Origin of the sequence: Cryobacterium sp. HLT2-28 (assembly GCF_004402495.1) — a bacterium.
Taxonomy (GTDB): domain Bacteria; phylum Actinomycetota; class Actinomycetes; order Actinomycetales; family Microbacteriaceae; genus Cryobacterium; species Cryobacterium mannosilyticum.
The window spans coordinates 14,602-36,953 of record NZ_SOFH01000032.1 but is presented as its reverse complement, the minus strand read 5'-3'; the positions used below and the strand labels follow the sequence as shown (position 1 = coordinate 36,953).

The following is a 22,352-nucleotide window of genomic DNA, read 5'->3' as shown; positions in this document are numbered from 1 at the left end:
CCTTACCCCCTTCGACGCATCCGCGGGCGCACTGCACACCCGCCGGATCCGTTATTGACTTAAGTACATTTGTATACCAAAGTGTCTCCCATGGCTACCGAATCAACGAATCCCACGTCAACGACGACGCAAACCGAGCTCGACGCCCGCGCTGTCGCGAGCGCCCAGGCCCTGGCCGCCCACATAGTGCAGGCCAAGGGACACGGACACGGCGGCACCGCCATGGCATTGGCGCCATTGTCCCACGTGTTGTTCTCCCGAGTTCTGCGCCACTCCCCCGCCCACCCCGACTGGCCTGCCCGAGACCGCTTCATTCTTTCGGCCGGTCACGCCAGCCTTCTGCTCTACACCCAGCTGTTCTTCACCGGCTACGGCCTCACCCTCGACGACCTCGCCAAGAGCCGCACCCTCGGCTCGAAGACACCCGGGCACCCCGAGGTGCACCACACCGTCGGCGTCGAGATGAGCACCGGCCCCCTCGGTCAGGGCGTCGCCTCCGCGGTCGGGATGGCCATGGCCGCCCGGCACGAGAGCGCCGTGTTCACCCCCGGATCCGCGCTACTCGACCACACCACCTGGGTGCTGGCGGGCGACGGATGCCTGCAGGAGGGCGTCTCCGGTGAGGCATCGAGCCTGGCCGGCACGCTCGGCCTCGACAACCTGGTTCTGATCTGGGACGACAACGGCATCACCATCGACTCCGGCACCGCCGACACCTTCACCGAAGATGTGCGCGCCCGGTACCGGGCCTACGGATGGCGCGTGCTCGAGATCGACACCCCCGACGACCTCGACGCCATCGAGGCCACCCTCCGCGCGGCGGCGGAACGCACCGGCCGTCCCACCCTCGTGGCACTCCGCACCGTCATCGGCGCCCCCTCCGCGAAGTTCGGTGGCACGTCCGCCGCGCACTCGGGCGGCTTCGGCGCCGACGAACTCGCAACGGTGAAGACCACGCTGGGCTTCGCCCCCGACGCTCCCCTCGAGGACCTCGTAACTACCGAGCCCCTCACGCACACCCGCGGTGCGCTCACCCGCGGCGACCAGCTGCACCGCGACTGGGAGGCCGACCTGGCTGCCTGGAGCACCGGCGATCCCGCAGCGGCCGCTCGCTGGACCGCCTTCCGCGGCGGTGAGTCAGACAGCTCCGCCCTCGACGCTGTGAACGTCGGCAGCGCTGGCGACATGATCGCCACCCGCAAGACCAACGGCGCCGTGCTCCGCGCACTGCAGGGGACCGCACCCTTGTGGGGCGGCTCGGCCGATCTCGCCGGTTCCACCACCGTGGAGGTCGACGGCGACCGTTTCTCTGCCACGAATCCCGGCGGCGAGTTCATCCGGTTCGGCATCCGCGAGCACGCCATGGCCGCCATCCTCAACGGCATCGCCCTGCAAGGCCCGTGGCGCCCGTTCGCCTCCACCTACCTGGTGTTCAGCGACTACATGCGGCCGAGCATCCGTCTCGGAGCGCTGATGGGCCTCGGCGCGGTGTACGTGTACACCCACGATTCCGTCGCCGTCGGCGAAGACGGTCCCACCCACCAGCCGGTCGAGCAGATCGCGTCACTTCGCACCGTTCCGGGGCTCGACGTGGTGCGCCCCGCCGACTCGGTGGAGGTCGTTGCGGCCTGGCGCCGCATCCTCGCCTCCCCCGACCGCCCGGTCGCGCTCATCCTCAGCCGGCAGGACCTGCCCGTGCTGGACAGCACCGACACCACCCCCGCGGGGGTGACCGCTGGCGGTTACGTGCGCTGGCAGCACGGCGACGGCAACGACCTGGCGATCCTCGCCACCGGCAGCGAGGTGCACCTCGCGATCGAAGCCGCCGCCCACCTCGCCGAGCAGGGCATTTCCGCCCGCGTGGTCTCCATGCCCTGCCTGGAGTGGTTCGCCGAACAGACCGCCGACTACCGCGAGTCCGTGCTGCCGGCCGCGCTGCGTGCCCGGGTCGCGGTCGAGGCGGGCCGCGGCGACGCCTGGTACCGCTGGGTGGGTCTCGACGGACGCGTGGTGTCCATCGAGGAGTTCGGCGAGTCGGGCAGCGGCCCCGAGGTTATGCGCCGCCGCGGCATCCACCTCGACGCGGTGGTCGCGGCAGCGCATGCGACCCTGGCCACACCCGCACTTGTAACCAACTAAGGACAATCCGTGAGTTCGACCCCCACCATCACCCTCAGCTCCGCCATCGTCGCCCAGCACATTGATCACACCCTCCTGAAGCCCGAGGCAACCGCAGCAGACGTGACCGCACTCATCGCCGAAGCCATCAGGCTCGGCACCTACTCGGTCTGTGTCTCCCCGTCGATGCTGCCGCTCTGCATCCCCGCCGGCTCCGACCTCAAGGTCGCGGTCGTCTGCGGCTTCCCCAGCGGCAAGCACCACAGCGTCATCAAGGCCGCCGAGGCCGCGCTCGCCATCGCGCAAGGCGCCGACGAGATCGACATGGTCATCGACATCGGCGCGGCCGAGGCCGGCCGCTTCGACGACGTGCAGGCCGATATCGCCGCCGTGCGCGCGAGCATCCCGGCGCCGAAGGTTCTCAAAGTCATCATCGAATCCGCGGCGCTGACGGACGCCGAGATCATCGCCGTCTGCCAGGCCGCCGTGGCCGCGGGCGCCGACTTCGTCAAGACCTCCACCGGCTTCCACCCTGCCGGCGGGGCGACCGTGCACGCCGTGCGCCTGATGAAGGAAACCGTGGGCGACCGAGCCCAGGTGAAGGCGTCGGGCGGCGTGCGCAGCTACGATGACGCCCTCGCCATGCTCGCCGCCGGCGCGAGCCGCCTCGGCGTCTCCGGCAGCGCCGCACTACTCAGCGGCGCCACACCCACCGTGCTGACCGGCGCTTACTGACCGTCGGCGCTTACTGACAGTCGACCACGAGCACGCGCTTCCTCCCCAAGGCGAGGGGGCGCCCCGATCAAGTACATGCCGATATGCTCAGCTTGTATCTAGGCTTGGGGGAGCGCATGTCGGCAGGCGGATCGGCATGGAGCGAAGCGACGCGTCAACTGGCGCTCTCAGAAGCGCACGCACTCGCCGCTGAATCCTCGCGGGCCAAGGCCGCCAACTACTTCGCCGCCGCCGACAGCGAGAAACGCATCGCCCACGTTCTCGCACCCCTCGCCGCGGCTGGCTACCATTTCCTGCCCGATCGTCAGTGGCCCGGCAGCCGGCGCGCTCAGGTCGACATGGTCGTCGTCGGGCCGGGCGGCCTGTTCATCGTGGACACCAAGGCATGGAAGGACCCCATCATCGCGGCGGGCCGGGTATTCCGCGGGCAAGCCGACGTCACCGACGAGTTCGACGGTCTGGCCGACCTCGCCTGGAAGACGGAGGCGGCTCTGACCGAGATCGGCCTCGCCCCGGGCGAGGTGCGACCCGTGGTCGTTTTCGCCGGACACAAGGGCGTCAACGCGTCGGTCGGCGGAGTCGAGATTGTCGGTGAAGGTGACATCGTGCGCCACATCGCCCGCCGCGGGCAGCGACTCACCGCGTCCGCCGTCGAGCAGGTGTTGGCCGCCGCGATCGCGTACTTCCCCTTGATCGGCGCGCCGGCACCGGTCGATGTGACCCTGCCTGAACCGATCATCGGCCCGGAACCAGCTCTCGATCTGGACCATCTCCCGAGCGAGAGCGACATCGAGGCCGCGATCCTCGAGGGACTCCTTGCCCCTCCGATCGAGGAGTGGATGACGTTCCTGCATCCCGACCAGGCGAAGTTGGTGCGCCGCAGTTTCAACGGGCCCTCGCGCATCCGTGGGGCTGCCGGCACCGGCAAAACCGTCGTGGGGCTGCACCGTGCCGCCTACCTGGCACGGTCGCAGGCGAACGCCCGCGTGCTCGTGACCACTTACGTGCGCACGCTGCCCGATGTTTTGAGCAACCTGCTCGGCCGCATGGCCCCGGATGTCGCGGGTCGCGTGGAATTCAGCGGCGTGCACCATTTCGCCCGCAGGGTGCTCGACGAGCGCGGCATCGACGTGCGCGTCAATACCAAGCTGGCCGATCTGTCATTCGACGAGGCCTGGAAGCAGACCTGCGGCCCGCTGACGAAAATCGACACGAATTCCCGTTACTGGCGGGAGGAACTCGATCACGTGATCAAGGGCCGCGGTCTCACCACCTTCGACGAGTACGCCGACTGTGCCCGCATCGGCCGACGCCGCCGCCTCACCCTCGACCAGCGCCGCTCGGTCTGGGCGCTCTACCAACGCTACGAATCGCTGCTGCGCACTCGCGAGGTGCACGACTACGCCGACCTGATCCTGCTCGCCGAAGCGGCTCTGCGCGCCAATCCGATGGTCGCGTACACCGCCGTCATCGTCGACGAGGCTCAGGACCTGTCGTGCGCAATGATCCGCATGCTCGCCTCCGTGGCCGGTGACGGTGCGGATGCCTTCACCCTGATCGGCGACGGCCAACAGACTATTTACCCCGGCGGGTACACCCTCGCCGAGGCTGGCCTCTCTGTCGCCGGCCGCGGAGTCATTATGGACGTGAACTACCGCAACACCGCCGAGATCCTCGCCCTGGCGGCCCGCGTCGTCGACGGGGGCAGCTACGTCGACATCGAAGGCACCGCAGCCAGCACCGCCGCGATCACCTCGCCGCGACACGGCGAACGTCCCCTCTTCGCCCGGGCGCGCACCCGAACCGAGCACGACGGCAGACTGGTGCAGCACATCCGCCGGGCCGCGCAGAGTGTGAGTGTGGGCTGGGGTGACGTGGGTGTGCTCTGCTCCACCAACTGGCAGGTGCGTGACGCGGTGACGTTGCTCCGCACCGCTGGGATTCCCGTGGTCGAACTCACCGATTACGACGGTAGCCCAACGGATGCCGTGAAGGTCGGCACGATCAAACGGGCCAAGGGGCTGGAGTTCAAGCAGGTGCTGCTGCCCTGGATCGCCGAGCGCCTGATGTCCCCCGGCGTCATCGGAGCGGGGTGGACCGATTCCCAGATCGAACGCGACGAGCGCGACCGCCGCGAACTGTTCGTGGGTATCACCCGAGCCCGCGACGGTGTGTGGGTCGGCTGCATCGCGGCGCAGGGATCATCTGCGTGAACGTCCCGGCGACCGATACGGGTTCGGATACCTGAACCGCCGCGAAGTTCACCCCACAGACACGTCGATCAGCACCTTCCCGACCGCGCCGCTCTCGACCAGGGCGTGGGCATCCGCGGTGTGCGCGAGGTCGAAGCGGTGCAGGGCCAGCCCGGCCTCCTCCCCTACGGCCAGGGCGCCGTCGGCGAGGGCTGCGTTGATGTCCTCGGCCGCCGCGCGGATGACGTCGGCGCCCACCGTGTAGAGCAGCACGAACTGGTAGCGCACGTTGAGGCTGAAGTGCCGGCGCACGTCGAGCGTCATCTGGTCGCCGCCGTTGTTGGCGTAGACCGCGATCGACCCGCGGTTGCGGATGACGGCCAGGTCGAGCGGCGCGTTCTGGGCCGGCGCGACCTCCACGATCAGGTCCACCCCCTCCGGCGCGATCGCCCGGATCTGGTCGACGATGTCCGGGTCGCTGTAGGTGAGCACGTGCTGCGCGCCGGCCGCCGTGGCGAGCGCCGCCTTCGCCGGCCCGCTCACGGTCGTGATGACGGATGCTCCCGCCCACCGGGCAAGCTGGATCGCCGCATGCCCGACCGCGCCGGCGCCGCCGGCCACGAGCACGACCTTGCCGGTCAGGGCACCCGGATGCAACCGGTCCGGCCCGTCTTCGGCGACCGTCAGCGCGCGGTACGCCGTGATCGCCGGCACTCCGAGGCTCGCGCCCTGGTCGAAGCTCGCCTTCGCCGGCAGCAGGAAGACGCGCTCGGCGGGAAGCACCGCGTGTTCCTGGGCCGTGCCACTGCTCGCGCGCTGATACGCGGCGAGGGCCAGCCACACCCGGTCGCCCACGCTGACGTGCGTCACGCCGTCGCCGACCGCCTCGACGATGCCAGCGCCGTCCTGGCCGGGCACGACGTCGTCGAATGCGAGCGCCTCGCCGGGCGCTGAGCCGCGGCGTGACTTGCAGTCGGTGGGGTTCACCCCGCTGACCACGATCCGCACCCGCACCTCGCCGGCTCCGGGCTTGGTCACCGGGCGATCGACGAGCTGGAGCACGGACGGGTCACCGGTCTGGCTGTACACAATGGTCTTCATGCCAGGGGTAACGCGGGCGGGGGTGGAATGTTTCCCGATAACTGCAATCGTCGCTGCGACCAGATAAACAGCCTCTAGCCTGCACAATTTCTTCGAGCTGAAACGATAGAGTAAGTGGCGGGGGCTTTCACCATGAGTAGATTCTTTGGGACACCGGCCGGGGTCAAAGTCGGCCAATATTTTATCGACCGCCGCGAGCTTCACGAAGCCTTCGTCCACCGCCCAACTCAGGCCGGCATCAGCGGCACAAAGTTGGAGGGCTCCGACTCCATCGTCATTTCTGGCGGCTACGTCGACGACGAAGACCATGGCGACTACGTCATCTACTCCGGCCACGGCGGCAAAGACCCCAACAGCCCGCGTCAAATCATGGATCAGTCGCGGGATTCTTCGGGTAATGCAGGTCTCATCACGAGCCACGCCGCGGCTCTGCCCGTTCGCGTCGTTCGAGGCAAACACAAGGGCTCTCCGTTTGCCCCTCCCGCGGGCTACATTTACTCCGGACTCTATTTGGTCACCCAGTGGTGGATGGAGGTGGGTCGGGATGGTTTTCAGATCATTCGCTTCCGACTCGAACGGATCGATGAACAGGTCCCGCTTGAACCGCAATCGTTCAACGTGCCCGACCCAGAATTCGCCACGACAATCGTGTCCCGCCGGATTCGAGACTCGCAGCTGGCGCGTGAGGTGAAAAAGCTCTACGACTATCAGTGTCAAGTGTGCGAGCACGCAGTGCTGACCTCGAACAATGTCTTCTATGCCGAGGGCGCTCACGTCAGACCGTTGGGGCGACCCCATCTTGGCCATGATGCTCTGAGCAACATTCTCTGTCTCTGCCCGAATCACCACACACAGTTCGATCTGGGAGGACTCATTTTGACGGACGAGATGGAGGCCATTGAAACACAGACGATGACCCCAATCGCCAGCCTTTCCTTCCGCAAACTTCACGTCGTTGCACCGTCGAATGCCAGCTATCATCGCGCTCTCTGGCTAGGCGCACGTGGCCTGTCGAGCGACATGCGTTTACTGCAGCCCTCTGCGTAATCGCCAGGGACGGCATCAGCTACGAGCCGTAGTTCAGCACGAAGCACGGTCAGTGGTCCAGCGACAGCTACGGGTAGTGGCAATTTCCCAACATTGTTTTCTTGCGGCCGCGTTGAAGGCAACTGTGCGCCTTTGAGAACTCACCTGGGCATAAACGCCAACATGACAGGAATAGCCGCCCCGGCGGCAACAAGCAAGAGTATCCAGCCGCCCACTCTCCGCGCGATTTTCCAGTTACCGCGAACACGTTGACGATCTTGAATGTCCAGGAGAATTGATGAGAAGCCGTCCAAGACTGTCCCGGGGCTGACGCGCTCTATTTCGTCGTCGCTCCAAGTCCCGGGGCTTGCTGCCGCCGCGGTGATGAGTTGAACGGTCTCCTTATCCAGGATCTGTGGACGATCCCGAAGCCACACGAGCACGTTCTCACTGTGGACAAGCTTGACAGCGACTGGCGAGATCGGGACTGTCACCTGCCCCGGATCAACCAAAACAACGACGGCCTCGCACCTGATCTTCAGTCCTGCTCCAACACTGAGGGCATTCGACGCGCGCTCCGCCAAATCCTCAGCTGAAGGCAAGACGAACACTGTTGCTCCACCGACGCGCATCGTGCGGCCGCCAACCCAGACATCCTGACGGAACGAGGCCCAGCTCGTGATGACGAATACGCCACCGGGCCCGACCACGAGATGAGAAATTGCGTCATCGGCGCCCCGGACAGGGACATCATGAAACACAGCCCAGCCTGGCCCTAATTCCATCAGGGAGTCGGCAACCGATTTCCGCGCCATTGCCTGCCAAAACACGCCGTACGCGTTTGTATTGCGGAATACATGTCGGCCGAAGAAACGGTGACTCCGGGATCGCGGCCCCTGAGCCTCCCGCACACCCAGTAGTTGCATGATGAACTTCTGACCGCCCACTCGTTCGCGCATCGTCGAATCGCTAGCGGCCCCTTCGGTGTCAGTTTCCATGTTTCCCATTCCCCACTTCTTCGCGGAAGCGTAGAACAATTCACCCCCACGGTCGATTCTGTCGCAGCTGGCAGGTGGGGACATGCCCCCAGTGTGGCCGACGTGAAGTGTGTGTTCCATGGAGTCCCCCTGCGAGTCGAACGGATTCGATCCAACTTGATCTATTCCGAATCCAGAGGGAGCCTCCGACATTCAGCGCTTCTCCACCGCACACAGCCCGCGTCGGCGCACGCCGGTCGGCCGAGAGGACCGATCGCGAACTGTTCCCAGGTCAGGGCTACCCGATCGCGCGGCTCCCGCGGGAGCCGGGCGCCGTCGCGAACGCTACCCAGGGCATTCGTGCCGTGGTCGCCGTGCGGTCAAGCCCCCCACGGTGTCACGCTGACGCGGGCTAAGGCGCGATGTTCTGGTTCAGCCGGAAGAAGTTCTCCGGATCCCAGGCGCGTTTGAGGGCACGGAGCCGGGTGTACTTCGCCTCGCCGTACGCCTGCCGAACCCGCTCTTCGCCCTCGTCCATCAGAAAGTTCACGTAGACGCTGGTGTGGAAGGGCTCGAGGTCCGACCAGAAATTGCGCACCCAGTCGCGTTCCCGGTCGAACCCGTCGGGGCCCTCGGTGGCGGCGTTAATGTTGAACGTGTGGCCGGCGGCGCGTCCGTGGAACGCGGTGTCGTCTTCGGGCACGCGGGCCGCAGCTCCCCCACCCTGCCAGATCGGGAATGCGGTCAGCGGCGACGTGATCCTGGCCGCGTGATCGGCCGTGATGTCGATGACCTCGTCGGTGAGCTCGGCGACATCGCAGGACCGCATGTAGTACCACCGGCCGGGCGGGTAGCTGGGGTCGAACATGGCCTGGTGTTCCAGGAACGGCTTCGGCCGGCACAGATCCAGTACCGGGTGGCCGAACGCCTTCAGCGGCTTCATCACTTCTTCGCCGTCCTCCACCGACCCCGCGAAGCAGCTGACGACGGCGACGACGGGCTGTCCGCGCAGGTCGGACGGCATCCAGTCGACATCGGGGGCGCGGCGGTGCACCACCATGGTCATCAGGTCGTCGGGCGCCTCGGCAATCCAGTCGCGGTAGAAACGCAGCACCTTCACCGACTCGGTCCCGGGCCAGAAGACCGGCCCGGCCATAAGGATCGGGCCGACCGGGTTCAGCCGGAACTCGAACTCGGTGACGATCCCGAAGTTGCCGCCGCCTCCGCGCACTCCCCAGAACAGCTCGGGGTTCTCGGTGGCGCTCGCCCGCACGAACTCGCCGTCGGCCGTGACCATGCCGACCGACAGCAGCTGGTCGATGGTCAGCCCGTGCTTGCGCATCAGCCAGCCGAGGCCGCCGCCGAGGGTCAGCCCGGCGACACCGGTGTGGGTCACGATCCCCGACGGCACCGCGAGCCCGTGCTGCTGGGTGGCGCGGTCCAGATCGCCGAGCAGCGCCCCGGCCTGCACGCTCGCCGTGCGGGCGTCGGGATCAACCCGGATGCCGTGGATCGGCGACAGGTCGATGACCAGTCCGTCGTCGCAGACGGAGTATCCGGGAAAGCTGTGCCCGCCGCCGCGCACCGCCACCAGCACGTCATTGCCTCGGGCGAAGCGAACCGCGGCACTCACATCGTCGCGGGAGGCGCACCGGGCGATCAGGCCGGGGAATCGGCTGATCGAGCCGTTCCACACTCGGCGCGCCTGGTCGTAGGCCGCGTCGCGGGGTTGGATCAGCTCGCCGCGCAGGTGCGCGGCGAGGTCGGCCACCGCGCGCTCATCGACGTCGACGCGGCCGCTGCTGATCGTCGCCAGCATGGTCATGGCGTCTGCTTCTTCGCGTCCACGGAGTACATGGTAGAACCGGGCGGGATGATGCGATAGTGCCGGGTCTCGGGGGTCTCGACAAGCTCGACCACCGGGGTCGCGGGGGTCTCGGTGATTGAGCTTGTCGAAATCACGGTGAGGCGATCTCGGGGTCGCGGGGGTCTCGACAAGCTCGACCACCGACTTGGTCGAGCGCCGAGGGGCCTGGTCTCGACAAGCTCGACCACCGGGGGCTCGACCACCGGGGGCTCGACCACCGGGGGCTCGACCACCGGGGGCTCGAGCTGGGCGGGGGCTGGGCGCTGGGGCGCGGGTCAGCCGGCGTGGTCCCGATCGTGACGCTCGAGGCTCGCCGCGATGGCCTGCGGCACCGGCTGGCCGGTGCGGTCGCTCGCGAAGAGGTATTCGCCGCCCGGGTTCACCTCGAGGAAGACGTGCTCACCGTCCGGGGTGACCCGGAAGTCCGAGGCGCCGTAGGCGAGGCCGAGCCGGGCGTGCAGGGCGAGCAGCGCCGAGGCGACGTCGTGCGGCAGCTGGTATGGGTTGAACTCCGCGGAGCCGATGCCCAGCCGGTAGTCGGTGCGGTACTCCGGCTCGGAGCGAATCGAGGCCGCGAAGATCTCCTGCTCGATGACGATCACCCGCAGGTCGAGGTCGGCGGGCACGAACTGCTGGAAGGTGACCGGCGCGTAGCGCACATCGTCGATGTGCGCCCGGTCCTCCGCGGTGACCACCGCCGTCGACCGCGGGGCCTCGGCGATGTTGCGGAAGGCCTTGCGGATCACCGTGCCCTCCGCGCGCTGATCGATGAAGGCCGCCGCCCGCACGGGATCGTTCGTGATCAGGGTCTCCGGCACGGACAGGCCCACCTGCCGGGCCACTTGCAGCTGCCGGATCTTGCGCTGGCCGGCCTCGTCGGCGGCGGGCGGGTTCATCCAGAAGCACTCCATCGCGTGCCACAGGCCGGTGAGCGCCTCGGTGCTCTCCGACCAGGCGAAGAGCCGGCTCGTCGCATCCGTCAACGCCGGTTCGAGCCCGATCGGGCGGATGCGCCGGAACCAGACCGCGCCGATCTCGGCCAGGTTGATCTCCGCCATGCCTGGCGGCGTGAACGCGAGACGGTCGGCGCCGTCGACCACGCCGCTGAACTCGACGTTGAGGAGGGAGCGCACGGGGAAGTCCGCGATGTCGAACACGGTGGTCGGCCGGGTGATGTGCTCGAGCACCCGGGTGACGTGCTTATTGTCGGGAAAGCTGACGATGAGAATCACGACGCGCGCCTGCCCGCCGCCGGGGCACAGTCTGCCTGTGCCCCGGCGGCAGTCACGGAGCGGTCGTGCTCAGCCCAGGAGTGCAATGATCTGGACATAGACACCGGCGAGCTGCTGCCAGCGCGCCACATCGGCGGCGGTGAGCTCACCGGCCTCAGCGGCACTCGAGTAGTCGGCGAGGATGGCGCCGAGCTGCTGCAGGATACCCATCAGCGAGCTCATGGGGTCACCCTGCTCGACCTGGGATTCGTCCGGCACGTTGTCGCGGCCGGTGCCGATCACGAACGGCGTCGCACCGCCGCCGAACGGACCGGTGAGCGGACCGGTGAACGGCGGGTTGCCCAGCGGAACCGGATCGATCGGCCCGATTTCGCCGCCGAGCTCCTTGACGGGGTCGCGGAGCTGCTTGGGGATGTCGTCGATGAAGTCCTTGCCCAGGTCCTTCGGCCGGTCCTTGACGAGGTCCTTCGGCCGGTCCTTGATCAGGTCTTTCGGCCGGTCCTTCACGAAGTCCTTGGCGAACTCCTTCGGCCGGTCCTTGACACCCTCCTTCGGCTTGTCCTTCACGATGTCCTTCGAGAACTCCTTCGGGTTGTCCTTCACGAGGTCCTTGGGCTTGTCCTTCACGAAGTCCTTCGGGCCGTCCTTGATCAGGTCCTTCGGGTTGTCCTTCACGAGGTCCTTGGGCTTGTCCTTCACGAAGTCCTTCGGGAGATCCTTGGCGAAGTCCTTCGGGTTCTCCTTGATGATGTCCTTCGGGTGGTCCTTCGGCAGGTCCTTCACGAACTCCTTGACCGGCTTGCCGATGCACGGCCCGCTGACCCCGATGCTCGATCGGGGACCGTCGAGAGCCGCCTGCATCCGGTCGGCCTGCCCCTGAGTGAACATGAACATCGCCCGGTCGTCGGTGTAGTCCATGTAGTTCATGAACAGGTCGCCGTTGGGGCCGTTGGAGCAGGACGGATGCGGGAACGCCGGCGCCCCGTAGTTCGGCCCGGCCTGGTTGGGGGTGTCGGCAACGAAGTCGCTGCCGGAGCATCCGGTGCCGTCGTCACCCCAGATGTGCCGCAGGTTGAGCCAGTGGCCGATCTCGTGGGTGGCCGACCGCCCCAGGTCATACGGCGACGCGGCGGTTCCCGTGCTGCCGAAGCCGGTGTGCACGAGGACCACCCCGTCGGTGGCGGCCGGACCGCCGGGGAACTGCGCGTAACCCAGCAGCGCCTGGCCTGAGCCGCTGCGCAGATTGCCGCAGACCCACAGGTTGAGGTACTTGTCCGACGGCCACGGGTCCGCCCCGCCCGTGGCGGCCGACTTCACATTGTCGGTCGCGGAGCTGAACGGAGTCGTCGTGGTGGAGGTGCGGGTGATGCCGTCGGTCGGGTTGCCCGACGGATCGGTGGTCGCGAGCTTGAACGTCACCCTCGCGTCGCCGATCAGCGGTTGGAAGACCGGGGGCGTGGAGGACTTGTCGGCATTCGTCGCCCGGAAGTCCGCGTTGAGCACGGCGATCTGACTGTCGATCTGCGCGGCCGACACATTTTCCGCGGCGTTGCGGTAAACGACGTGCACCACGACGGGGATCTGGGTGCACCCCGTTCGGAGCGCCACCCCCGCATCGAGCACGCGGGACGTGCGATTCTCGATTTCCGCGCGAGCCTCGGCGTAACCGTCGACCGTGCGCATCAGACGCTCATTGACCTCGCTGGTGCCACACGAGCGTCGCGCGGGCAGATCTTCTTCGGTGATTCCTGGGTCTTTTTCTTTGACAGCCATTTCTGGCCTCCTTCACTTCAAGGAGTCAGGCCGGTCGCAGCTCCAGATGTTGCCCGTCTGCAGCCAGCACCTCATATCGTGCAGTCCCTTCGGGACTACGCAGGGCGAGGACGGTGCCATCAAGTCGCCAGCTGCCGTCGGCGGACGTGCCCCGATCATCCGGACCAGGTTGGCCGGTGAGGGCGCTGCCGTCGGCGCGCAGGGTGAAGGATGTCCGTCCGCGGGATGGCGGGAAAGGGTAAGCCCCAGGTCGATAGACCTGAGCCCCGTCGCGGCTTTCTTCGTGGGAGTGGATCCAGATGCCGACGAGGTCATCGCGATTCATGGCGTCCTCCCCGGCGTTGTGCACACCGGGATTCCGTTGTGCCCGCGAGGCACGGACGCGCTCACGTCGTCTGATCCCCTGCGGTTACGGGCCAGTGTAGCCTCGGGGTCCCGGGGCGACAATGGGCGAACTGGGCGCATCTCGGCGCATGGTTGAGCGCTCGCGGCGCAGGGTTGAGCGCTCGCGGCGCAGGTTTAAGCGCTCGCGGCGCATGGTTGAACGCTCGCGGCGCAGGTTTGAGAAGCGGGCGCAGGTTACACGGTGCGCCCGCTTCCGTAAGGTGCGCCGGGAGAGCGCGCGGTGGTCGGGAAGCGGGCGGCGGGCGGCCTCAGAAACCGCCCATCGTCCTGGGGATGAGCGCCTCGACGAACGTGGCGTTCGGGTTGGCGTGCGGGAGGGCATCCGTCACCTCGCGCAGCGCCTGGTGGATCGGCACGCCCCGGTGCCGCGCCGCGTAGAGGGCGCCGACCGTGGGGGTGCGGCTGATCGCCTGCACGCAGTGCACGAGCACGGTGCGTCCCTCGGCCCGCAGCGCCGCGATCGCGTCGACGGTGTCGCCGAGCACGAAGCTGAGATTGGGGTTGGCCCGCGGGTCGACCTCGTCGACCAGCCAGACCGCCACCCGGTTCTCCGGCCGGATGCGCGCGGGCACCTGGCCGCGGCCCACCCGGCAGAGCGACACCACGGCGTCGATCTCGGCCGGAAGCGCGTCGAGGGCGCCGATCGCGCCGAGCCACACGCCGGGGTCGTGCGGATGCCGCACCAGGGTCGAGATGTCGCCGGAGGTGGCGTAGGACAGGCGGTCGGCGGCCGGCCAGGTGGTGTTGGCGCGGTCGCGGCGGGGGCGGCGGTCCGGTGCCGTGGAATCGCCCTGGGCCTGGTCGGCGAGGGCGGCCCGGCGGTCGGGAGTGAGGGGGTCGCGACGGTCGAGAACGAGCGGGTCGCGGCGGTCGGGAACGAGCGGGTCGCGACGGTCGGGGCGGGTCGGGTCCCGGCGGTCGAGCGCGCCCGGGGCGCGGGTGTCGGGGTGCGCCGGGTCACGACGGTCGGGAGTTGCGGGGTCTCGACGGGCTCGACCACCGGGGCCGGGTCGACCGTCGTCGGCGCGACCGCCGGCCGCGGCCTCGAGGCTCGCCCGGCCGGCGAGAATGGCGACGTCGGCCCGGCGGGCGCGATCGGCGAACGGGGCGCGACCGGCCACGGCCGGTCGACGACCGGTGGCGCGGGCGGCGAGCACGCCGAGGCGCACGAGCTCGTCGGCGCGGAGTCCCGGCCAGCCGTGCACGATCCGCCGCCACCGGGCCGGCACCGCGGATGCCCCGTACCGGGCCCCGAGCAGGCCGCCGGCGATCGCGGCCACCGTGTCGGTGTCGCGGCCGCCGCGCACGGCGCACTCGAGGGACTCCCGCAGATGGTCGGCTGGCACCACGCCCTCGAAGGACTCCCGAAGGTGGTCGGCCGGCACCGCGTCCTCGAAGGACTCCCGAAGGTGGTCGGCCGGCACGGCGCCGGCCCAGGACTCCCGCAGATGGTCGGCCGGCACGGCGCCCTCGAAGGACTCCCGCAGATGGTCGGCCTGCACCACGCCCTCGCAGTCGGTGACCTCGCGGAGCGGCTCGGTGATGGCCGACCAGGCTCCCTGCAGGGCCTCGACGACCCAGCCGTTGCGGTCGAAGTCCCTCGGGGCGCCGGCCTCGGCGGCAACGAGGCGGGACTCCCAGAGAGCGCGCCGGGTGGCGGGCAGGGCTTCGAGGCCGGCGCGCACGTTCAGTTCGCCCGAGAGCACCGCGCGCCGGATCGCCAGGCACCAGAGCACGCAGGCGTCGCCGGCATCCGGGTCGACGTGGGTGAGGTCGCTGATCGCGCGGGCGGTCTCGGCGAGCCCGGCCGGGTCGTCGAGGAAGGCGAGGGCCACCGGCGCAGTGCGCATGAGCGAGCCGTTGCCACCGCTGCGGCCGTGTCGGTCGTGGTGGGCCTGGGCGACGAGGCGCACCGCCGATGCCGCGCCCGCGTGGGACGGCCGGGCGGGGCGGGGCGGGTCGGCGTAGGCGGGGTCGGCGTCGTCGGCAGGGTCGGAAGAGTTGGCCGGGTTGGCACGCGCGGAAGGGTTGGCCGGGTTGACATTCTCGGAGGGGTCGGCAGGGTTGCCATTCTCGGAAGGGTCGGCAGGGTTGGCNCTCGGAAGGGTCGGCAGGGTTGGCACGCTCGGAAGGGTCGGCAGGGTTGGCACGCTCGGAAGGGTCGGCAGGGTTGGCACGCTCGGAAGGGTCGGCAGGGTTGGCACGCTCGGAAGGGTTGGCAGGGTTGGCAGGGCTGGCAGGGTTGCCGCGCTCGGAAGGGTCGGCAGGGTCCGGGTCGGCTCCCCCATCGCGCGCCTCGGCCAGATTCCGGTCGGTGCGGGAGAGCACCGCGCGCAACTGGTTGCCCACGTCGGGTGCGGTGCGCGCCCAGTCGATCCAGGCGGCCACGATCTCGTCGAGCACCGATTCGTCGCGGAGGTCCTTGCCGTCGGCGATCGCCCGGATGATCGGCACGGCCATCGAGGTGTCGTCGGTCCACTCGCCGGGCGCCCAGTCGAACCCGCCGCCGCCCCTCATCGTCACGTCGGCACCAGAGAGAAGCGGCGGCCCGAACTCATAGCCGGCGCCGAGCGCGTCGCCGCAGGCCATGCCGAGAAGCACCCCGGCGGCGCGGTCCAGTTGTGCGGACGTGAGTTTCATGCGATTCCCCCAGCGAGCTTTGTGACGGGACGTGCCCTGCTAAACCATGGCGGGCACCTGACGACCTGCTGTCGAATACCGGATGCCGTTCAGGCTCAACTCCCCCACGTTGAGACTAAGGCCGAAACGGGCCTGCCGGCGCCGCCGCATTCGAGGGGCAGCGCCGCTCCGCTCGCCGGGAGCGGCGGGGTTGCGCAAACAACACCCTCGCGCGCCATGCGATGTCTCACGACATCGTGGACACTTCGTATCTGTCCATGGCTACGAAGCCACAGGGCTTGTTATTGCCGACCTAAGCAGCGCCATCGCGCATCCGTGGTCGGCTCTGAGTTGCGGAAAAGACACCTTCGCGCCCGGGCTAAGTAAAGGGGTGTTTTCTCCGCAACTCAGGGGAGATAAGACGACGGGAGGATGCCGCCGTTCCGCGGCAGGACAGGGATCGGCGCACTCTCGCCCCTTTTTGGGGCCCTGACCTGCTCATCTGCGCGACCTCACGACTCCCTGCCGCGCCTAGGTTGGAACCAGCGACAGTCCCAGACACGACAGTCCCAGCCGAAGGAATCCCTTGACCTCCCCCGCATCACCGCCCACCTCACCAGGCCGAAAACGAATCCGACCCCGTGTGGGCACCGTGGTGGTGATTGCGGTGATCGCCATCTTCGTTATCTCAGGCTGGGCATCCGGCGGGTTCCCCGGCATGTTGACGATGGCCGGGTTGGCGGGCCTCGTGACCGCGTTCTACTCCCTGGTCACCGGGCGCAGGTCCTGGGCGAGAATCCCGTCGCGACCGATCGCCGCCGTGGCCCTCGTCGCGGCCCTGGTCAGCACCGGAATCGGCGCGTCGGCCTACGACGCCCCCGCGAATCTCACGGGCGCCGCAACGCCCGCGTCGACCGTGGCGACCACGGCGGCCCCCGCAACCCCCGCTCCGAAGGCTGCACTCAAGGCCGCGTTCACCGCGGAAGCCCCGATCGACCCGGATGTCTCGGTGTCCTCGGTCGCACCGGCATCCGTGGTCATCGCCGACCGTGCGGTCACCGATGCGACGGCCGAGGCGCTGCTGCAGACGCTCGCGGTGAAGGGCAAGGCCCCGAAGACGGGATACGCCCGCACCACCCAATTCGGGACAGCCTGGCTGGACGTGGACCACAACGGATGCGACACCCGCAACGACATCCTCGCCCGGGACCTGAAGAACATCGTGCGTTCCGGGCCCTGCCGGGTGATGAGCGGCGTTCTCAACGGGCCGTACACGGGCAAGTCGATCAGCTTCGTCCGCGGCAACAAGACCTCGATGCTGGTGCAGATCGATCACGTCGTGGCGTTGTCCAACGCCTGGCAGACCGGCGCCCAGCTCCTGACCCAGGCCCAGCGCACGTCCCTGGCCAACGATCCGCTCAACCTTCTCTCCGTCGACGGCCGGACGAACGCCCAGAAGGGCGACGGCGACGCGGCCACCTGGCTGCCACCGGTGAAGTCGTTCCGCTGCGTTTACGTCGCCCGGCAGATTTCGGTCAAGGCGACCTACGGATTGTGGGTCACGCCGGCCGAGTCTGCGGCGATGACGCGCATCCTCTCTGCCTGCCCCGGCCAGCCCGCGGTGACCTCGGACTTCGCCCCTCGGGCGGCTCCGGTGCCTGCTCCGGCTCCTGCACCCGCTCCCGCACCTGCTCCTGCACCTGCACCTGCGCCCGCGCCTGCACCCGCACCTGCTCCTGCTCCCGCTCCGGCACCTGCACCCGCACCGGCACCTGCGGCCGACACGGTGCACCCCGGCTCATTCTGCGCACCGGCCGGCGCGACGGGCGTGACCACCGCGGGCACCGCGATGGTCTGCGGCACCACCCCGAACAGCCCCGATCGTGCCCGCTGGCACCGGCAATGACGGCCTGACGGCTCGGGAAACGCCCCCGGCGACGGCCACCGCAACGGCGACATCCCCAGGGCGGCCGCCACTTGGCATCCGCTCCACCCGTCATAGATCAGACCTGCGACAATTGCCGCATGAGCGACCATCGCGACTCCCCCTCCACACCCCTGGCCGACTACCCGCGCCCCTCCGTGGCCGTGGACACGGCCGTGCTCACGGTGCAGGCGAACGCGCTCTGCGTCGTACTCGTGCAGAACGAGCGCGGCTGGCGGCTGCCCGGAACGTTCGTGCACGAGGGCGAGACCCTCGCCGACGCCGTGCTCCGCTCGCTGCGCGACAAGGCCGGCATCGAGGGGCTGCGCCCGCGCCAGTTGCACGTGTTCGACGCCCCGGAACGGGATGATCGCGGCTGGGTGATGTCGGTGGCGCACCTCGTGGTGGTGCCCGCGGCATCCGTGCCCGCCGGCGCGCTCACCCCGTGGGATGCGGCGCAGGGGCTGGTCTACGACCACGAGCAGATCCTCAGGCTGGCGGTGAACACCGTTCGCGCCGAGTACGCCGCCGCGGCCGACCCCGAGCGCCTGCTCGGGCCCGAGTTCACCCTGCTCGAGCTGCTGCGGCTGCACGAGAGCGTGTCCGGCGAGCGCCTCGGCAAGGACACGTTCCGCCGTCGGGTGCTGCCCGGCCTCGTCGCGACGGATGCCGTGCAGCCCGGCAAGGTCGGCAAGCCGGCGCAGCTGTTCCGGCACCGGTGACGCGGCCGGCAGCCTCGGGCCGTCACCGTCACCGTCACCGTCACCGTCACCGCTGCCGCCGCCGCTCCCGCTGCCGCCGCTCCCGACGGTGCGCCATCGCCGTCGCCGCCGCCGGCACCGGCGCCGGCGCCGGCACCCCTGGAGCCGCTGGTGCCCGCATCCACCGCGGTGCCCGACCGCACCAGACAGGTCGCTGACTCGCTGCTGCACCCCGACGTGCCCCGAACATCACCAAGTGCAGGATGCGAAGGTCGGGTGGGCCCTGTTCGGCCTCAGTCTTAGCGCGCATCCTGCATTCGCGCACCGGCACCGGCAAAGTCAGCGGCACTCCTCACCGCGCCCTGGCGACCACTCCTGCCGCCCGCCCGGGCCCCCACAGCAAATGCAGGATGCGACGGGTGTGCGGGGCCCCAATCGCCCCAACCGTGCCAGGCATCCTGAATTCGGGCGATTGTTGTGGTCAGAAGGGCATGCGGACCGGCTCGGCGTTGCGACCTTCGGCTCAACGACCGGCCCCGGCGCCGGCATCCCGCAACCTCGCGGCGCAGGTTTGAGAAGCGGGCGCACGTTCCACGGCGCGCCCGCTTCTCAAAGGTGCGCCGCGACGGGCGGACGGGCGACGGGCGGCCGCACAGACCGCGAGGCCGGGCGGGCGACACCGGGCGGGCGGGCCACAAGTCGCGCGACCGCAGGGCGAGCCCCTACGGGTGCAGGCTCGCCGCGGCGACCCGGCCCACGGCATCCGTCACCTGGTCGAGCAGCCGGGAGGCGATGTTCCAGTGCTGCCAGTAGAGCACCACGTCGATCGGATGCCCCGGCGCCAGCTCCACGAGCCGGCCGTCGCCGAGTTCGGTGAGGCACTGCTGCTCGGGCAGCAGCCCCCAGCCGAGGCCGAGCACCACCGCGCGGGCGAAGTCGGCCGTGGTGGGGATGTGGTGGCGCGGGACATCCGTGGCCCGGCCGCCGATGCCGCGCAGGAACCGGTGCTGCAGGTCGTCGCGGCGGTCGAAGTTGACCATCGGGGCGGTGTCGAGCCCGGCGGTGCCGGCGACGCCGCCGAGCCAGGCGCCGACGAACCGGGGGCTGGCCACCGCCCGGTAGCGCATCGAGCCCAGCCGCACCGAGGAGCAGCCCTGCACCGCCTCGGCCGTGGACGTGACCGCCGCCATCACCGTGCCCGAGCGCAGCAGCGAGGTGGTGTGCTCCTGGTCTTCGCGGTAGATGTCGAAGACCGCGCCGCTGCCTTCGGGCACGGCGGCGAGCGCGTCGAGGAACCAGGTGCCCAGGCAGTCGGCGTTCACGGCCAGCGGCAGCGAGGTGCGCCCGCCGGGCTGCAGGCCGGCGCCGAGCTCGGTGGCCACGTCGCCCTCGAGCAGTTGCACCTGGCGCGCGTGGCGCAGCACGATGTCGCCGGCGGCGGTCGGAATGACCGGGTTCACCCGCTGGATCAGCACCTGGCCGGCCGCCTGCTCCATCGCCTTGACTCGTTGCGAGACCGCGGATGCCGTCAGCCGCAGCCGCTGCGCCGCCGCCTCGAACGTGCCCTCCTCGACGAGCGCCACCAGGGTGTGCAGGTGATCCAACTGGAATGCCATCATTAGCCTCGCTTAGGTATCCTTCGAAACTTTAGCTGTACTACATGCGATTTGTCTCCTACATTGGCCAGCATGGACCTCGCCGGCACCCTCCTCCCCGCACTCCTCGGCTTCGGCACCGGGCTGGCCCTGATCGTGGCGATCGGCGCGCAGAACGCATACGTCCTCCGGCTCGGGATCGAGGGCCACACGCGCACCATCCTGCCTGCGGTGCTGATCTGCTCGATTTCGGATGCCGTGCTCATCTTCGCGGGGATCCTCGGCGTCGGTCTCGTGGTCGAACGGACCCCGGCGGCGCTTGTGGTGATCCGCATCGTCGGGGCCGCGTTCCTGCTCGCCTACGGCGTCTTCGCCACGGTGCGCGCCTTCAAGCCGAAGGCGCTGGTGGCGAATGACGCGCCGGTGCCGATCAGCACCCGGGCCGCGGTGGCGACGATGATCGCTCTCACCTGGCTGAACCCGCACGTCTACCTCGACACGCTGATCTTCCTCGGCTCGGTGGCCAACCAGCAGGGCGAGTCGGCCCGCTGGTGGTGGGGCGCCGGGGCGATCACGGGGAGCTTCGCCTGGTTCTTCAGCCTGGGCTTCGGTGCCCGCCACCTGCGGCCGTTCTTCGCCCGCCCGGGTTCGTGGCGCATCCTCGACGGCTTCATCGCCGTCGTGATGCTGTCGCTCGGGGTGCGGATGGCGCTCGGGGTGTAGGCGCGGGCCCGAATGCAGGATGCCGCGGAGCTGCGAGGTGCCGGGGCGCCCGCAGCCGCCGCTGATCCTGCATTCGGGCCGAAACGGGCGCGGCGCAACTGAAGTCACCTGCCCGCCCCGAGGAACGTATCCAGCCCGTACTGGGGCTTGCCTACCCCCAGGCCGATCCAGGATGCTGAGCCCGGGGGATGTGCACGGCGCTCGTCTTTGGAACCAACCTTGGAGGAGCATCCGCATGTCTGAGGAGTCTGCGAGGCTTGAGCGGCCCCGGGAGCGGGTCGGCGTCTATTTCGACTTCGAGAACATCGTCATCTCGCGGTACAACCAACTCCACGGCGAGGGCGCGTTCGCGAAGGACAAGGTGCGCAATCGGGTGACCTACAAGCCCGAGGCCGAGGTGACGTTGCGCATCCGTCGGGCCATGGTCGACGTGGACGCCATTCTCGACTACGCCGCGACGTTCGGTCCGATCACCGTCAGCCGGGCGTATGCCGATTGGTCGACGCCGGTCAATGCGCGCCATCAAAGGCAGCTCGTCGACCACGCCGTCGACCTCATCCAGCTCTTCCCTGCCGTGGCTACTCTGAAGAACGGCGCGGACATCCGGCTGGCGATCGATGTGATGGAAGACCTCTTCCGACACGACAACCTCACCCACATCGTGATCGTCGCCGGCGACTCGGACTATATCCCGCTGGCGCAGCGCTGCCGGCGTCTCGACCGAGTCGTGATCGGCATCGGGGTGTCCGGAGCGACGAGCAGCGCGCTCGCCTCGGCCTGCGACGTGTTCACCGACTACGACTCGATCCCGGGTACCGCACGGTCCACGCCGCTCACTCCCCCGACGGCGGGGCCCATCTCCGTCGTCGCGACGAAGCCGGTCGCTCCGAAGGCCGGCGCGAAGGCCGCTTCGATGGCCGGTACGAAGAAGACCCCCGGTGCGAAGACCATAGCCAAGAACACCCCTGCGAAGCGTGTGCCGGCCCTGGCCGCGGGCATCAGCACGGCGAAGACGGCTCCCGCCTCGACCATCCAGCCGACCACGCCCACCGCGGGACCGGTCGACATCCGGAGGCTCGACGCAAGCCCGAAGGCGCGGAAGGCAGCGACAGCACTGCTCCTCCGGGCGGTGGAGCAGCTTGCTTCGAACGACCAGGAATGGCAGCATGCATCCGCTGTGAAGGGCGCGATGCGACAGCTGGACCCGGTCTTCCAGGAAGGCTCGCTCGGGTTCAGTCAGTTCGCCGACTTTCTCAAGTCCCGGCATCAGACGGTCGAGATCAAGGAGCAGACGGCGGGCGCGCCCGTTCTGCTCAAACTGCGGTCTTAGCCTCGGCGACTGCCGCTGGATGGCCCATATGCAG

17 protein-coding genes and 1 pseudogene are annotated in these 22,352 nt (G+C 68.9%); 8 read left to right on the top strand and 10 right to left on the bottom strand.

Annotation, left to right across the window (positions count from 1 at the left end):
- Positions 1–90: 90 nt before the first annotated feature.
- The 3 genes from tkt (at position 91) to E3O48_RS17295 (ending at position 5,066) form a co-directional block, all read left to right on the top strand.
- Positions 91–2,139: a transketolase gene (gene tkt, locus E3O48_RS17305; RefSeq protein ID WP_134541030.1), complete on the top strand. Its 2,049-nt coding sequence runs from the start codon at positions 91–93 to the stop codon at positions 2,137–2,139.
- Positions 2,140–2,148: 9 nt separating this feature from the next.
- Complete coding sequence (gene deoC, locus E3O48_RS17300) at positions 2,149–2,853, top strand: deoxyribose-phosphate aldolase (RefSeq protein ID WP_134541028.1); 705 nt, start codon at positions 2,149–2,151, stop codon at positions 2,851–2,853.
- A 116-nt stretch (positions 2,854–2,969) separates the two neighbouring features.
- Positions 2,970–5,066, top strand: a complete 2,097-nt coding sequence (locus E3O48_RS17295) for a nuclease-related domain-containing DEAD/DEAH box helicase (RefSeq protein ID WP_134541025.1) — start codon at positions 2,970–2,972, stop codon at positions 5,064–5,066.
- Between the two features lie 48 nt (positions 5,067–5,114).
- Here E3O48_RS17295 and E3O48_RS17290 read toward each other — a convergent pair whose 3' ends face one another.
- On the bottom strand, positions 5,115–6,146 hold the full coding sequence (locus E3O48_RS17290) for an NADPH:quinone reductase (protein WP_134541022.1): 1,032 nt from the start codon (positions 6,144–6,146) through the stop codon (positions 5,115–5,117).
- Positions 6,147–6,278: 132 nt separating this feature from the next.
- On the opposite strand from E3O48_RS17290, the gene E3O48_RS17285 reads away from it, so the two are divergent.
- A complete protein-coding gene (locus E3O48_RS17285) occupies positions 6,279–7,193 on the top strand; it encodes a YDG/SRA domain-containing protein (RefSeq protein WP_134541019.1) in 915 nt (304 codons plus the stop codon).
- A gap of 140 nt (positions 7,194–7,333) precedes the next feature.
- On the opposite strand, the gene E3O48_RS17280 is transcribed toward E3O48_RS17285, so the two are convergent.
- From E3O48_RS17280 to E3O48_RS17240, 8 genes and pseudogenes are all read right to left on the bottom strand, one after another.
- Positions 7,334–8,170 (bottom strand): nuclease-related domain-containing protein, encoded by an 837-nt coding sequence (locus E3O48_RS17280; protein ID WP_166788746.1) that lies wholly within the window; start codon positions 8,168–8,170, stop codon positions 7,334–7,336.
- 391 nt (positions 8,171–8,561) lie between these two features.
- A complete protein-coding gene (locus E3O48_RS17275; protein ID WP_198413102.1) occupies positions 8,562–9,974 on the bottom strand; it encodes an FAD-binding oxidoreductase in 1,413 nt (470 codons plus the stop codon).
- Positions 9,971–10,111, bottom strand: a complete 141-nt coding sequence (locus E3O48_RS17725) for a hypothetical protein (RefSeq protein WP_166788745.1) — start codon at positions 10,109–10,111, stop codon at positions 9,971–9,973. The genes E3O48_RS17275 and E3O48_RS17725 overlap by 4 nt, the downstream gene beginning before the upstream one ends.
- 180 nt (positions 10,112–10,291) lie before the next feature.
- Positions 10,292–11,248, bottom strand: a complete 957-nt coding sequence (locus E3O48_RS17265) for an MvdC/MvdD family ATP grasp protein (protein ID WP_134541011.1) — start codon at positions 11,246–11,248, stop codon at positions 10,292–10,294.
- Between the two features lie 69 nt (positions 11,249–11,317).
- Positions 11,318–13,021: a zinc metalloprotease gene (locus E3O48_RS17800; protein ID WP_134541008.1), complete on the bottom strand. Its 1,704-nt coding sequence runs from the start codon at positions 13,019–13,021 to the stop codon at positions 11,318–11,320.
- Between the two features lie 25 nt (positions 13,022–13,046).
- Positions 13,047–13,346: a hypothetical protein gene (locus E3O48_RS17255; protein ID WP_134541005.1), complete on the bottom strand. Its 300-nt coding sequence runs from the start codon at positions 13,344–13,346 to the stop codon at positions 13,047–13,049.
- 328 nt (positions 13,347–13,674) lie between these two features.
- Positions 13,675–15,549, bottom strand: a complete 1,875-nt coding sequence (locus E3O48_RS18130) for an ADP-ribosylglycohydrolase family protein (protein WP_241982603.1) — start codon at positions 15,547–15,549, stop codon at positions 13,675–13,677.
- A 292-nt stretch (positions 15,550–15,841) separates the two neighbouring features.
- Positions 15,842–16,015 (bottom strand): annotated as a pseudogene (locus E3O48_RS17240) (ADP-ribosylglycohydrolase family protein); the annotation flags it as partial.
- Positions 16,016–16,697: 682 nt separating this feature from the next.
- Between E3O48_RS17240 and E3O48_RS17235 the strand changes: the two are divergent.
- Both E3O48_RS17235 and E3O48_RS17230 read left to right on the top strand, forming a co-directional pair.
- The gene (locus tag E3O48_RS17235; RefSeq protein ID WP_166788744.1) at positions 16,698–17,951 is read left to right on the top strand and encodes an HNH endonuclease family protein; all 1,254 of its coding nucleotides are present in this window, start codon (positions 16,698–16,700) and stop codon (positions 17,949–17,951) included.
- Positions 17,952–18,070: 119 nt separating this feature from the next.
- A complete protein-coding gene (locus E3O48_RS17230; RefSeq protein WP_134541002.1) occupies positions 18,071–18,691 on the top strand; it encodes an NUDIX domain-containing protein in 621 nt (206 codons plus the stop codon).
- A gap of 701 nt (positions 18,692–19,392) precedes the next feature.
- On the opposite strand, the gene E3O48_RS17220 is transcribed toward E3O48_RS17230, so the two are convergent.
- A complete protein-coding gene (locus E3O48_RS17220) occupies positions 19,393–20,289 on the bottom strand; it encodes a LysR family transcriptional regulator ArgP (protein WP_198413101.1) in 897 nt (298 codons plus the stop codon).
- Positions 20,290–20,358: 69 nt separating this feature from the next.
- Here E3O48_RS17220 and E3O48_RS17215 point away from each other — a divergent pair, with 69 nt between their 5' ends.
- Together E3O48_RS17215 and E3O48_RS17210 are read left to right on the top strand one after the other, a co-directional pair.
- Positions 20,359–20,988 (top strand): LysE/ArgO family amino acid transporter, encoded by a 630-nt coding sequence (locus E3O48_RS17215; RefSeq protein WP_134540996.1) that lies wholly within the window; start codon positions 20,359–20,361, stop codon positions 20,986–20,988.
- Between the two features lie 235 nt (positions 20,989–21,223).
- Entirely contained in the window at positions 21,224–22,318 is a 1,095-nt protein-coding gene (locus E3O48_RS17210) for an NYN domain-containing protein (RefSeq protein WP_134540993.1), read from the top strand.
- Positions 22,319–22,352 lie beyond the last annotated feature (34 nt).

Bases quoted from the DNA above. Each gene is read 5' to 3' on its own strand.
- tkt (WP_134541030.1), top strand. From the start codon at position 91: ATGGCTACCGAATCAACGAATCCCACGTCAACGACGACGCAAACCGAG.
- E3O48_RS17295 (WP_134541025.1), top strand. From the start codon at position 2,970: ATGTCGGCAGGCGGATCGGCATGGAGCGAAGCGACGCGTCAACTGGCG.
- E3O48_RS17290 (WP_134541022.1), bottom strand. From the start codon at position 6,146: ATGAAGACCATTGTGTACAGCCAGACCGGTGACCCGTCCGTGCTCCAG.
- E3O48_RS17285 (WP_134541019.1), top strand. From the start codon at position 6,279: ATGAGTAGATTCTTTGGGACACCGGCCGGGGTCAAAGTCGGCCAATAT.
- E3O48_RS17280 (WP_166788746.1), bottom strand. From the start codon at position 8,170: ATGGAAACTGACACCGAAGGGGCCGCTAGCGATTCGACGATGCGCGAA.
- E3O48_RS17275 (WP_198413102.1), bottom strand. From the start codon at position 9,974: ATGACCATGCTGGCGACGATCAGCAGCGGCCGCGTCGACGTCGATGAG.
- E3O48_RS17800 (WP_134541008.1), bottom strand. From the start codon at position 13,021: ATGGCTGTCAAAGAAAAAGACCCAGGAATCACCGAAGAAGATCTGCCC.
- E3O48_RS17255 (WP_134541005.1), bottom strand. From the start codon at position 13,346: ATGAATCGCGATGACCTCGTCGGCATCTGGATCCACTCCCACGAAGAA.
- E3O48_RS17230 (WP_134541002.1), top strand. From the start codon at position 18,071: ATGAGCGACCATCGCGACTCCCCCTCCACACCCCTGGCCGACTACCCG.
- E3O48_RS17220 (WP_198413101.1), bottom strand. From the start codon at position 20,289: ATGATGGCATTCCAGTTGGATCACCTGCACACCCTGGTGGCGCTCGTC.
- E3O48_RS17215 (WP_134540996.1), top strand. From the start codon at position 20,359: ATGGACCTCGCCGGCACCCTCCTCCCCGCACTCCTCGGCTTCGGCACC.
- E3O48_RS17210 (WP_134540993.1), top strand. From the start codon at position 21,224: ATGTCTGAGGAGTCTGCGAGGCTTGAGCGGCCCCGGGAGCGGGTCGGC.